Source organism: Arthrobacter sp. 05T442, assembly GCF_056395945.1.
In genome coordinates, this window is the sequence record NZ_JBFTKM010000035.1 from 1 (window position 1) to 13233 (window position 13233).

Genomic DNA, 13233 nt, shown 5'->3' on the forward strand with positions numbered 1-13233 from the left:
GTCACAGCCTGGCGCTGGGCCATCGTTAGCTCCATGAAAACGGGCATAACCCTCATCCGCTGCCACGGCCGTGAACCACGCCGCTACGCGGAGGTTTTCAACTGAGGCAACGTATCCGGCTACGCGGAGGTTTTCTATGAGTCAACGCGGGCGGTTGACCTTCACTAAGAGCTCGAATAAGCTTCCAACAAGCGCCCCGATGCATCCCCCAATAGCATCGGGGCGCTTCTATGCCCGGGGTTGCCAGATTCCTCAAAGCAGCCCCCCTCCGATGTTCCGGTATCAGCGTCACACGTGGCCAGCGGACAAATGAAGGACGGGGCTAGGGTGTGAGTTTCGGCGATAAATGGCGGCGTTTTCACGGCGCTATTTGGCGCATGGTGCAGCCCGCAAAGGGATCGGTTACTGAGACACCATTCGCGGCCTGCGCTCGGCAAAATATCTCGATGTGTACGCTATCCCCAAGAGCAAGGTGACCTCTGATGGCAGTTTGTGGCGACGGATCCTGCAGTCGCTGAGGAACTTATTTGCAGACGGCGGCCCATTTGCGCCGGGGTGGGGCTTCGGCCGACGCAAGAAGAAATAGACCTGCTGACGGCGCAACCGGTTTGGCGGTTGGGAGCTGCTGTTCCAGTGACGCATTCGGGAGGGATTGTTGAGAGAGTTCATATTGAACACGGCTCAAGCGCGCCAGCGAAGTTCACGGCCACGCCAAAGCTTGATCATCGCGACAGGCCAGTAGGTGTTGGAGGCGAAGTGTATGAGGCCCCGCCAGCCACAACGACCGGCGGGGACTTTTCAAGTTAGCCCTCGCCGCACTCTGCTTGACAGAAAGAGAAACTAAGCAAGCTTAGCATATTAACGCTTGCCGCCTGCTGGTAAGCAGAGGCCGGACGGTAGTCTTCCCCCGGCACCCCGAGTCATGACCGACCACCAAAAGACCTGGCACGAGGGGCACCAAGCCACCCTCACTAGAGGCCAGCGCGAGGCCGACATCATGCGAAACGGAATGGGAAGCTGGCCGTTCGTGGGCGGCTTCATCGCTTTCATGCTCGTCTGGGCCGCCATTAACACATGGGCCCTGGCCGCCAATTCCTGGGATCCGTACCCCTACATCCTTCTAAACCTCTTGCTCTCGATGCTGGCCGGACTCCAAGGCGCCATCCTGCTGATCGCCGCCAAACGGCAGGACGCCATCGCCGCCGCCATGGCCCAGCACGACTACGACACCAACGCAAAAAGCGAAGGAAGAGATTTGAGCTGCTTATGGCCATCAACAGCCAGCAGCTGGAGATTCTGAAGGAGCTGAAGGAACTGGCGACCATTAAACTCCATGGCGTCATCGATCCTGCAGGCATCTGACATGCACCCGTTGTCCGGATGAGGCCAGGCCGGAAACGGGTGCTGGTCCTCCTACGCAGCCGGCTCCTTGCCCTGGGCCAGACTCCCCGCTCAAAGCAGAAGCACCACCCGCTGTGGATGAACACCGCTCCGGGCCACTTTCTGGGCCGGGGAATTCTGTGCACACCCGGCCAGTTCGAGAAACTTTGGAAAGGCTTCAGGATCTTCGGGCGCGTTCGCAGGAGGGCGCTGAGACGGTGCAGTCAGCGCTACAAGCCACATGTAGGGTCGGATCATGATCCAGACTGTCGCCGTGCCGACCTTGTCGTCATATCACTGGCTTGGCATCCCGATCGCCGTCGCCGGAGCGATCCTGCTTGCCCTCGGCACCCTCTTCCAACACAAAGCCGTGGACGAGCAGAGACCCGCGCCGGGGCGCGCCGCCGGGAGCATGGGCGGGGGCCGGTTGCAGGCCCTTCTGGGCAAACCCGCCTGGCTCGCCGGCACAGCCATGCTGGGAGCAGTAATACTCCTGCAGGTCACAAGTCTGAGACTCTCAACCCTGATCGTTGTGCAGCCCATCGGCGCGGTCGCCCTTGTGGTCACGACCCTGGCCACCGCCAGAATGACCCGGAGGTCCCCGGGCCGCCGCGCGCTCACATCCGTGGCCCTGTGCATTGCCGGTGTCGGGGTGTTCGTTGCAGTCGCTGCAGTTTCCGCGCGGGACGTTGAAATCAACGACCGGCAACTCATCACTATTCTGATACTGCTCGGCGCCGTCCTCGCCGCGCTCGGCACAGGTTTCGGTCTCTCGCGGCACCGCTGGGGCGCCGTCGTGTTCACCGCCGGAGCCGGCATACTCTTCGGGTTCGTCGCAGCCCTGGCCAAAACCGTCATTGCCCGACTCTTCCAGGGCGACTTCGAATGGCTATCCCTGACCTGCCTGGCAGGGCTAATCATCGCCGCCCTGTTCGGGACATTCCTGGTCCAAAACGCCCACACCCGAGGGACGTCCGAACTCGTCGTCGCAGGCCTGACAGTAATCGATCCGCTCGTCGCCGTCACCCTAGGCATCACCGTCCTCGGTGAGGCCGACACAGCCCCGGCAGAAGCATTCATCGCGTTCCTACTCGCCGGGGCAACAGCCGTCGCCGGAGTCTTCCTGCTTGCCACGGTCAAAAAGGCACCGGCCAGCACCACGGCCTAATAGCCGGGGCTCTGCATCCGTCTCGCCCGCTGCTCTACCCCGCCCGCTGCGCGGCAGCCTATATTAGCCGCGCCTGATTATTCCGCTCGGGCGAACCGGCAACACAAACAACGAACAAGAAGTATTCCAGGTCTCCCCGAATGAGTTGCGCGCTTCTATAACGTCCTCATACCCGCGGCGGGAGATGAGCGATGGTACGCGGATTTAGCAGACGTCCAAGAGGCAGGCGCGGAATTGGCCTGATCGGCTTCGTCTATCTCGCCATCGGAGTCGTCGCCGCCGCCACCCACGGCTACCTGTCTTTGAGGCGTAAGGGATGCCGAGAGACTCCGAAACGTCGTCGAGCACCTGCCGCTGGATGGCCTGGTCTAAAGCGGCGCTTCACCGTTCTCGCCGTTGAGGGACTTCCGTGCAGCCGAGGCTTTGCCCGCCGAAAATACCGTCGCTGCTCGTTGGCGTGGATATGGCCGAACGAACGGGGTCCGCAGGCAGCAAGCGGCCCGGGAGCATATCGGACGCATCCGTGTCAGTTTTGGCTGCGATGCCCGCAGATGAGAGCGCTGCGGCCGGCGCTTCCGAGGCGGGAAGGCTGACGCCCTCGTTGTCTTCAACAACCGGAGCCGGCCTGCCATGTTCCCGTCTGACCCAGACGGAAGAGAACGCCACATGAAATCCGCTCGCGCGTTCGACTACCCTCGTGCGCCAGCTACGGGCTTGTGGGACCGGTGCGGGACCGATCCGCATCCCGACATGAAGGTTTCTGGTAGGGCCACAATTTCTCGGACGACATCCACGCCGTCCGATCATCGACGGGTTAAAGCCTGCGCAGAACGGCACGCGGCCGGTGCGCCGCATGCTGGCCCGGGCCCCCGCCCACGAGGACAGCACGGGCTCACTGGCTACCCCGGAGCTTGCCGATGACCGGAACGCGGGCAGGCCCGGCGTTCCGCACCCGGGCAGGCGTGAGCGGCCGCATGTGTCCTGAACCCTTGCTCCCCCGCATATGTCGTGGGCATCATGAGAAAAGCACTCATCCCGCCAACTCACCAGGGAGAAAGCCATGAAAGCTGTTCAGTTTGCCGAGTACGGCGGCCCGGAAGTCCTCAAAGTCGTCGACATCGAGGAGCCCCACTCCCGCGCCGGCCAGATCCGCATCACCGTTCGTGCGGCAGGGGTGAATGCCTTCGACTGGAAGATTCGCAGCGGGGCGCTGGCAACCGTCATGCCGATCAATCTTCCCGCCGGGGTGGGGATGGACGCCTCGGGAGTCGTGGACGAGGTCGGCGATGGTGTGGAGGAGGTCGCCGTCGGCGACGAGGTTTTCGGCACCGCGGCCACCGGTGCCGCGGCCCAGTACGCGGTGCTGGTCGAGTGGGCGAAGAAGCCGGGCAGTCTCTCTTTCGAGGAGGCTGCCGGGTACCCGATGTCGACCGAAACCGCGCGCCGAGCGCTGAATCTGCTGCCTTTAGAGCCGGGTCAAACTCTCCTCATCAACGGAGCCGCTGGCGGCGTCGGGCTGGCCGCCGTCCAGTTTGCCCTCGCTGGCGGAGCAACCGTGGTCGGCACGGCCAGCGAAGTCCATCACCAGTACTTGCGTTCCCTGGGCGCCATCCCGACGACGTACGGCCAGGGCCTGGTCGGCCGCATGCGGGACGTTGCCCCGCACGGCGTCGATGTCGCCTTCGACGCGGTGGGCTCCGGCATCCTGCCGGAGCTTATTGAGCTCACCGGCAGTGCGGGGAAAGTCATCACCATCGCCGACAGCAGGGCGGCCGAGTATGGCGTGCGGTTCACCGGCGGCCGGGGCCCGGGCCATGCACCGGAAGCACGCGCCGAAGCAGCAGCATTGTTCGAGCAAGGAAAGTTTCGGATGCCGGTCGAGGAAACCTTCTCGCTGGAAAATATCGGGGCCGCGCAAGCGAAAAGCGAACAGGGCCATGTCCTCGGCAAATTCATCGTGACCGTCAGCTGACACGTAACCCGGCAGGCACTGCCACGCCGGACCCGGGCAGCCACACTATCGGCCGGACGCTACCTTAACTCTGTGCAGTCCGAGGTCGCCGGCACATGAGCGGGCCTCGAAAAGGACAGCTAATTGTCTCTTCGGGCTTTTCCGCGTACAGGTGAGCGCCCGGACCCAACGGACCGGCTGCACATCATCGCCAGGCCACCGCCGCGCAGGGCCAACCACAAGGACCGGCGGTCCTGAACAGCCTCCAACAGGTCGGTGCATTGCGGCTCGCAGCCTCCATAGTCCACGCCTAACGCGCCCGCGGCGGAAGGCTTTCTTCAGCCAAGGACCACACCGGGAACCCCTGCAGGCGGGTTCACCACACCAGGCGAATGGCCGTCGCCTTGCCCGGGCGGCCATTCCTGTCTCATATGGTTGCCTGAGTCGGCGCCGCTTCCACGAGGCTGCCCGCGGGCGACTCGGCAGGAGCGGCTCAGGTGGCCGTGTCAGGGGCCGGTTCGATGAGATCGGCTCCGATATTGCGGACGCTGTTCACCCGGTCGCTGACCACCGTCGGCGTCAGGACCGGTTCTGGAATGGCGTCCAGGATCTAACTGAGGACAACGTGGCCAGGTCCCACCGCCAAAACAGTGAGGACAGCAACGCCGGATACCCAGCAGTTGGATGCGGCGATGACGGGGAAATGACGGCTGAGGCGGCGGGTTAACTGGAGGGAGGGCCACGACAGCAAGGCCCACCAGTTCCTACAACTCGCCCTCGAATCCGGCCGCCTACCGACTGGCCAGGCTCCGAACAGCTCATGATCTGCTCCGGATCAGTTACCAGGTCATGCCCCGCTTTCCTGCATGAACAGGCATCAGAGCGGTAATTCCGGACCGGCCGCAAACCCTCGGTCGATCTAAAGAACAATCAGCTGGTCATGTTGTACGCGGCCCCGGCCACTATGAAGTAGTGAACGCGAATAACCGGAGGAAGGACTAACGAGGATGAAAACCCAGAAGAGACCCCACAGGGCAGTACGCGGTCCGCCGTAGCGAGCCGCTCCCCCACACAACCGAATAGCCCTTCGGGACCCCACACACCCGGAAAATCAGATCAGAGGCGAGAGTGTGCACAATGTGCACGCGAAAAAACACCAAAACCCCTCTGACCTGCGGAAACACTGTGCCCGAGGTGGGACTCGAACCGGGTTCCAGCACCTGAATTTCTGCCACTCCCCCGAAATCCTCCGCAATCCGGCCCAGTCCGGCAGCAGTACGACCCGATCCGAAGCCCAGGGTGTGCACATTGTGCACACCCTCTTTTTTGCCCCCTTTGGCGCCGCCAATCAAACTGCTTAAACGTACGTCCGGGCGGAGCAGTCGTGTACTGCGCGCGATTTCGCTCCGATATGAAGAGTCGACCTCCGGAAGCGGTCCAGCCCCGAACAAGCTCCGCCTACGGGGCGGCCCTCATACTGGAAATCGACGAACATCATGACGGCCGGTTCCTCCTTTCCGAACATCTCATGGAGAAGCGAACAGCTGCATGACCAACCGACAGGCCGACTCTCCACGAAGCGAGCACGCACCACCAACGGCATAGCGGAGCCCGCCGCCGCCCAGCGACCACTACTCACATTGCGGAACCCCGCCCTCATAGGCCGTCGGCACGGTCATCATCCTTCCAGGAGCACCAGCTCGCTAGGTCAAGGAGTCAACAAAACCGGGGGCAGCCCCAACCGGGCCCAGACAACCTAACACGACGCACTTTGCGACCATCGCTGGTAGCGCCCTAGCCTGATACTGATAAGCGTGAATATTGGATTTCCAACTATTTGCGCCTTCTGAACGACGTTGCAGGGCGGGATGCTCAGAGTCAGGCGAACCCGGCTGTTAAGTAACCGTACTTATCAGGTCCGGAGGAACTGGGTCAAACGCCGGTTGACTGTCTGGTTGTGGCACACCCAAACCTGACGGCAGGCCGTGGTGTTAAGGGTGTCCGGCTGGGCTCGAATTCTTTCTATCTGACGCCGTCGGCAAGAATTCATGCCAAACCTGACAGTAGACGCGGCCCTTACGGCCACTCCAATAAAGCAGACGTAAGTGTAGACGTTGTCCACCACTTACTTTGGCAGGACAAATTGACCACCACAACTCCCCCGCACAAACCATGAACGGCCCCCGAGACCGTTTTTCCACTCGAAAATGGTTTCGTCATGTCGTTCCCGCACCCCAAAGCCATGAACAGGTATTGGCCCACCCAGGACCAACCCGACAGAACCGGAGCGAGGAAAAGCATAACCCCACCCACAGCGGGCGGAGTGCCCACCAGCCAGGACCCTGAACCCGCCAACCCACATAGGCCACCGCGGCAGCCCAGGCCACAGCCCGCGACCCAGCCCGTCAGACGACGCGACCGCAAGCTTTGTCAGCACGTTAAAGCAAAAACCTCCTCTGACGAGGAGGTTTGCGTGCCCGAGGTGGGACTCGAACCGGACTCCAGACCCTGGAAACACTGGACCCCCGCCGAAACATACGGAAACCGATTGAGTCCGGCACCAGTACGGCCCAGTCCGCGACGCAAAGTGTGGACACTGTCCACACCCCCAATTTCTCCACACCAAAGGCCTCCCCCAAACAGCCGCACCCCTCATCGACAAGGAGCGGCGCTTCTTGCCCTGAAAGACTTGATCTGGCTGGAGAAGTTTGAGCTGCCGCGGAGATTTCGGACAGTGGGCCCTCTTAAAATGGGGATCTACCGAAAGTAGAGATCAGCATGACCGCGTCACGCAAGCGATTGACCAAGGAGTTCAAGGACGAGTTGTGCCGCGAGGTGATCAACACGTCCAAGCCGATCAAGGACGTGGCAACCGCGTACGGTGTCGGTCCCGAGACGCTCCGCAACTGGCTGAACAAGTACCGCGAGGCCAACGGCGGGACAGCGGCGGATCTGACGGTCTCTGAACGGGCCCGCATGAAGGAGCTCGAGTATAAATTTATTGATTCCCAAAGAGCTGAGCCCGCCAGTCTGAATTCGGTGGAGAGAATGTGCCGCTGGCTGGCCGTCTCAACCTCCGGTTTCTATCACTGGGCCACACGTCCGCCATCGGCCACCTCGGGGCGCCGGCAGGCCCTGACCGCGCGGATCCAGCACTTCTTCGAGGAGTCCGAGGGCACCTACGGGTACCGGCGCGTCCACGCCGATCTCGCCGCAGAACAGACCCGGGCTCACCCGAGCTGGTGCGCCAGATCATGCGCTCCCAGGGCCTGGTGGCCTGTCAGCCACGCCCGTTCCGCATCACCACTGAGACGCGCAGGCAGCCGCAGGCATGCCGGACCTGCTCAACCGGGACTTCACCGCCGACCGGCCCGGGGTGAAGTTCTTCGGCGACATCACCTACATCAACACCTGGCAAGGGTTCGTCTATCTCGCCACCGTTATCGACTGTTACTCGAAGAAAGTCGTGAGCTGGTCCATCGCCGATCACATGCGCACCGAACTGATCGCCGAGGCGCTTAAGAACGCCGCCGCTACGACCCGGATCGAGCCTGACGCGATCTGGCACTCCGATCGGGGCAGCGTGCACACCTCGACCGGTTTCAGGGCCCTGGTGGCCGGCCTCGGCATACGCTCCTTGATGGGACGCACCGGCGTGTGCTGGGACAACAGCATGGCCGAATCGTTCTTCTCAGCCCTGAAAAACGAGCGCGTGTACCGGACCGTCCACGCGACTAAATCACAAGCCCGGGACGACGTCGTCCGCTACATGGGGGGTTTTACAACAGCCGAAGCCGTCACTCCTCGCTCGGTCATCGGCGGCCTAACGACGTCCACCAAGGTTATCAATGGCAAGACCAGGCAGCGAAAAACACGCACTAATTCCGCTGTCCGTGGCAGCTCACGCTGCAGCACTTGAAGACCGTACGCGACTGAACCCGGGCAGCAGGGCCTTCGCTGACCGGCCGAAGCAATCTGACGGCCGTAAGGCTCTTCACGCTCTTCAGCCATCCCATCGCCGACTCCCAAGACACCCACCTGACCCAGCCAAAGAACCGGGCCTGCGCCGCTCCGGGCCAACGCGCCAGCGCAACCCGCCCGCTCCGGCCTGGTGGGGTCCGTGAACTCACGCGGGCTAATCGTCGTAGCTCTCAACTCCCGGGCGTGCCAGTCGACGACGACGCCTGGATGTCCCATCATTCCGTCCCAGCCTGACTGCTGGTAGGCGTTGGGGGCGAACCCGGCGAATCGCTCCGCGGGTTTGGTCGCGAGGGCGGGGACCTCGTCGGAGTGGGTGGTGGCGGCGAACTTGCCACCCGTGGGGGTACCTTGCGGCTGTCGTGGGATCTTGTCAGTCATATTCACTTTGTGTTCTGCACACCGGTTCATCGAGCGAGGTAAGGGGAATAAACGAGTACAAACTACTCGTTCGATACGTATCCGGTGGCTGATAGCGTCGCCGAATGGAACTCCGCCCCAAGAGAATACTCGCAGCATCGGCAACCGTTCTAATCCCGGGAGCGAGCGCGCGTTCTTGCTCTCCCAAACCTCCGCAAACCGCGGCAAGTACCACGGCGCCTGTAGCCATCAGTCCTGAGACGCCGACCCCAGACCCATCCAAGGTCGCGCCCTCTATGAGGGGAATCTATGTCGAAAGCTGTAGGACGGGAACCCAGAATATAAAGGTCCAACTAAACGGAACAGTGCCTAACTATCAATCGACCAATTTATGGTCTCGATAAGGTCGAATGGCCATGTTCTGCAGGATGGATACGGGCAAATTCATCGAGCTAGCTGCGACGAGCGTCTTCACTGCGGGTGACACTGCCGCAGACCGCGGCGGCATGGTCTTAGGACTTCTCGGTGTCCTGTTGCTCCTTGTGGTGGTACTGCTCGTTGGCTGGGGAATTATATCCGGCTGGGTCGCCATCATAAATAAATTTCCATGGATCCCTCCGAGCTTGATCGTGATTGGAGTCCTTTTCGGGATTGGTGGCTTTATTGCATGGAGTCCGATCTTCTTTGTTGGTCTGGTCATGCTTGCTATCGGTGCGTGGGCTTATGCGTGACGCAGGCTGGAAGGAGCGTCTGGACCGTTCGAATCGGGCGAGCATGCGCTTCATCGACAAGGTAGCAGTTCTCGGCGGTGCGGAGCCTGGACTCCTGAAACTAGTACCAACGTCACTTGGTGGGTTCGTTCAGTTTGCCTTCGTGCTTTTAGGCACTGCACTCTTGGCAGCAGTTTCGATGTGGTTTGCCTTGGTTCAAAGCCTAAAGATCAATCCGATCTTAGCCGTCCCATTTGCGGTCCTCTGGGGCCTCCTCATCTTGAATCTAGACCGTTATCTCACTACGAGCATGCAGTCAACGTCATCTTTCAGACAAGCTCTGCAGATGGCTATTCCCAGGATCATCATGGCTGCCTTGATCGGCCTGGTTGTCTCGACTCCGCTGGTACTTAAGGTGTTTGAATCCGACATCAACGCGCAGATGGCCTATTACAATCTCCAGCAATCCCAAAATAACCAAACACCTCTAGAAGCCTCGGCATTCCAGAAGAATGTGGAGCGTTTACAAGCCGACGTTACGCGTCTTCAGCAGGTACAGGCAGGCAACAATGGTGCGGTAGCAAATCCGATTGTGGATGTGGATAACAAACGAATTGAAGAGCTTACGAACTCGGTGAACCAACAGCGTCCGGTTGCCGACGAAGCTCATAAGTTATATGAGTGCGAGCTTTATGGGACGGGAAGGAACTCCCTGAAAGATCCGAGCAAGTGTAGTCCTACGGCGGGTCCAGCCGGCCCATTTCCTCAGATTGAGGCTGACTTCAAGAAACAGCAACAGATTTTAAGTGACCTTGAGAGCCAGCTTCAGCAAGCAAGGGACAAGTTGCAACAGGACACCAACACTGCAACTGCCCAACAAGCCGAGTCTCTCAAGTCGGCTCAAGCAGCTGCCGCGCAGCAGTTGCCAGTTGCGGAGTCCCAGTTGGCCTCTGCAAGAGAGCAACTAGCTCAGATCCAAAACCAGGTGAACTCCGGGACACTTAATGACCAAGGTCTCTTGGCTCAGTTGCGCGCTCTATTAACGCTCGGTGAGTCTAACCCTTTTATGGGCGCAGGGCACTTTGCGATTGGCGGTCTGTTCTTCATGTTTGAAGTGCTTCCCGTGGGCGTAAAACTATTGCTTAATTCCGGTCCTCCCTCGCTTTACGAGCAAGTAAAAAAGCTAGACGGGGATTCGCTAGTAGATGAGGCAAAGGTCCGCCGTAACGCAGACCGCCGTCGGATGGAGGAAGAATCGAAAAAGCGCCGCGACATCGAAGACGATATGCGAACGCGAGAGAAACAGCTAGGTATCAAAGCGAATGTGTACGTAGCGGGCCAGATGGAGAAATACCTGGACGCTGCATTGCAACAGTGGAGCAGACACGTTGCGTCCACCCTGCAACGCGCAGCTTCTTCAACAGCCACGTCCAACGGTGCGCCGGCCGCTCCGAATCGGGCACCGGGCGCGCCCACCCCAAGCGGTGCGCCGACCGTTCCGAACCAGGCACCGGGGACCCCGACTCCAAGCGCCGCGCCGGCCACTTCAAACGGGGCTGGTAAAACGCCACCAAGCACACTTAAGAATTTTGACATCGCTTGAGCCGGCAGCAACCAGCCGCCTTAAGGCGGGAGGCGGTGGGTTGTTGACGTGCCTTACACGTCAGTTCCTCGGACAACGATGGCGGATATTTTTTGGTCACCTGACCGTGAGCCGGTGAAGGTCGAACTGCACCTTGCTCCCTCCCCGGCAATCAGCTCCAAACCTAAAAATTTCCGGCAATTCTCGAGTGATCCTTCGCGTACCTGGGTGGGCATTTTTGATAATTAAACGCGCTTCGTTGCATTGCAGCCCGCCATCCGATTAGCATGACGCCAAAGCTCCATCTGGAAACTGCCGGGAGAAAACATGAGCGATTACTCTGAGGTCCACTACAACCAAGAAGGCAGTCGGATCGAGATAGCTGAGGGGCAGGAAGTGATGCCCTTTTACTTGATCCTGGATCAGTCAGGTTCAATGAGCGCAGAACTCGGGACGCTGCGGCAAGCGGTGGAGCAACTGATTGCCGAGTTGCGCTCGGACAATGAGACGGATGACACCGTGCTTCTTGGGGTCATTAGTTTCGGGAGCTCGGCGCAGGTGACGATTCCTCTTTCGCAGCTGTCCAGCATCCAAGCTGTCCCGCAGCTCACGGTGCTTGGGGGTACAAACTTCAGCGAGGCGTGGCGCATGTATGACCAGGTGTTCCGGGCTGACAAGAAGGTGATCCGCGCTAAGAATGGGCAGATCCATCGTCCGTGCGTGTTTTTCCTCACCGACGGCGCGCCCAGCGATCGGCACCAGTTCCGCAACGTGTTCCTGAGTACGCAAGGCAAGGACGCAACGAAGGGATGGCCATATGTCGTTGCCTACGGCTTCCGCGATGCGCGGGCGGATGTGCTCAAGGATATTGCGTACCCTGACTTCGGTGAGAAGCTCGGACAGTGGTTCCTACTGAAGGACAACGACCCCGCGGCGGTCATTGCCCAAGTCAAGGACCTCATCAACCAGACTATTGTCCACGCGACCAGCACGAACGCCACGGGCAAGCGCGACTTGAAGGCCGCTCAACCGACACAGACTGCGAACATAGTGCACGGGTCCGTTGACGTTGACGAGATAATCGAGGACGATTGAGCGGCCCGGGCGTGGGACGACTCAGGGATGTTCCGTTCATCATCGGAGACCCGGGGCGCCTCGCGGCTGGGGTGCGCGTGGGCGTCCCGCTCGGACCTTCAGCCGGGACCGAGATCGAACTCGCGGAGCATGACATCGGCGGAGTGGCCATTCGCGCCGCGTCGGTGTGCGGGCTATCGCACCGAAACAGGGGCAAGGAACGGCAGGATGCGTTCATGTGTGCGTGGGATGCGGATAGAAGTGTCCTCTTCATCGCTGTAGCCGATGGTGTAGGTTCCAAACCGCGTTCTCGTGATGCCAGCACTGCAGCGGTCAGAGTCGCCGCAGAAGCATGGTCAGGGGGTGTTGGCAATCTCACCGAGATCGTGAGCGGCGTGAACAATCATCTGCTGGAGTCCATTCCTTGCAACGAGGAGGGCTTCCGCGTAGGAGCGACAACACTCACGCTGGTGGAGCTGGCTGTAGAGGACGGCGGACTCGGCACGGCAGCCATAGCGTGGGTGGGGGACACTCCGGTATGGCTGCTATCTGACGGTTTGTGGTCGGAGATCACTCCGCAAGCGGACGCAGGAGACGGTTTCGTTGGGCTGACTTCCGCCCTTCCTTCAACGAGACCGGAGGTCCAGGAGGCGGCAGTATCTGCCAACGCGGGGGCCTTCTTCGTCATGTCGGATGGTGTGGGCAACGCCATCCGCAACTCGACAGAGGCCAGGGCCGCGTTGGCCGGATGGTGGTCGGAGCCCCCAGGTATATATACGTTTGGGGCGCAGGTCGAGTTCGCGCGAAAGGGCTTTGTCGACGATCGAACTGTCGTCGGGGTCTGGCCGGCTGCGAAGGTCGCGGGAGACGAGGAACCCGCACTTCGGGTTGAGCAGATGATGAGCCCAGCGGCTGTGCCTGTCGAGCGGACCGCAGAGGCTGCTCGGGGCGATGTCGGATGAGCGTGGAGCTATCCGGGCTCAACGTTGACAAGGAGCTCGGGCAGGGCGGGTTCGGTGTTGTACATCTA

General features: G+C 60.7%; 7 protein-coding genes and 1 pseudogene. All 8 read left to right on the plus strand.

Going from position 1 to position 13233, the window contains the following annotated elements; translation table 11 throughout:
* Positions 1 to 922 precede the first annotated feature (922 nt).
* The 8 genes and pseudogenes from AC1DES_RS18790 to AC1DES_RS18825 all read left to right on the plus strand — a co-directional run bounded on the left by AC1DES_RS18790 (position 923) and on the right by AC1DES_RS18825 (position 13165).
* The gene (locus tag AC1DES_RS18790) at positions 923 to 1300 is read left to right on the plus strand and encodes a DUF1003 domain-containing protein (protein ID WP_476897217.1); all 378 of its coding nucleotides are present in this window, start codon (positions 923 to 925) and stop codon (positions 1298 to 1300) included.
* A gap of 336 nt (positions 1301 to 1636) precedes the next feature.
* Entirely contained in the window at positions 1637 to 2548 is a 912-nt protein-coding gene (locus AC1DES_RS18795) for a DMT family transporter (RefSeq protein ID WP_476897218.1), read from the plus strand.
* Positions 2549 to 3608: 1060 nt separating this feature from the next.
* On the plus strand, positions 3609 to 4520 hold the full coding sequence (locus AC1DES_RS18800; RefSeq protein WP_476897219.1) for an NADP-dependent oxidoreductase: 912 nt from the start codon (positions 3609 to 3611) through the stop codon (positions 4518 to 4520).
* A gap of 2757 nt (positions 4521 to 7277) precedes the next feature.
* Positions 7278 to 8381 (plus strand): annotated as a pseudogene (locus AC1DES_RS18805) (IS3 family transposase).
* An 884-nt stretch (positions 8382 to 9265) separates the two neighbouring features.
* On the plus strand, positions 9266 to 9568 hold the full coding sequence (locus tag AC1DES_RS18810) for a hypothetical protein (protein ID WP_476897220.1): 303 nt from the start codon (positions 9266 to 9268) through the stop codon (positions 9566 to 9568).
* Positions 9569 to 9611: 43 nt separating this feature from the next.
* Complete coding sequence (locus AC1DES_RS18815) at positions 9612 to 11150, plus strand: DUF4407 domain-containing protein (protein WP_476897221.1); 1539 nt, start codon at positions 9612 to 9614, stop codon at positions 11148 to 11150.
* 306 nt (positions 11151 to 11456) lie between these two features.
* Entirely contained in the window at positions 11457 to 12224 is a 768-nt protein-coding gene (locus tag AC1DES_RS18820) for a vWA domain-containing protein (protein WP_476897222.1), read from the plus strand.
* A 77-nt stretch (positions 12225 to 12301) separates the two neighbouring features.
* On the plus strand, positions 12302 to 13165 hold the full coding sequence (locus AC1DES_RS18825) for a protein phosphatase 2C domain-containing protein (protein ID WP_476897223.1): 864 nt from the start codon (positions 12302 to 12304) through the stop codon (positions 13163 to 13165).
* Positions 13166 to 13233: the final 68 nt, after the last annotated feature.

Excerpts from the sequence above, each read along its gene's own strand:
- AC1DES_RS18790 (WP_476897217.1), top strand. The coding sequence starts at position 923 with ATGACCGACCACCAAAAGACCTGGCACGAGGGGCACCAAGCCACCCTC.
- AC1DES_RS18795 (WP_476897218.1), top strand. The coding sequence starts at position 1,637 with ATGATCCAGACTGTCGCCGTGCCGACCTTGTCGTCATATCACTGGCTT.
- AC1DES_RS18800 (WP_476897219.1), top strand. The coding sequence starts at position 3,609 with ATGAAAGCTGTTCAGTTTGCCGAGTACGGCGGCCCGGAAGTCCTCAAA.
- AC1DES_RS18810 (WP_476897220.1), top strand. The coding sequence starts at position 9,266 with ATGGATACGGGCAAATTCATCGAGCTAGCTGCGACGAGCGTCTTCACT.
- AC1DES_RS18815 (WP_476897221.1), top strand. The coding sequence starts at position 9,612 with ATGCGCTTCATCGACAAGGTAGCAGTTCTCGGCGGTGCGGAGCCTGGA.
- AC1DES_RS18820 (WP_476897222.1), top strand. The coding sequence starts at position 11,457 with ATGAGCGATTACTCTGAGGTCCACTACAACCAAGAAGGCAGTCGGATC.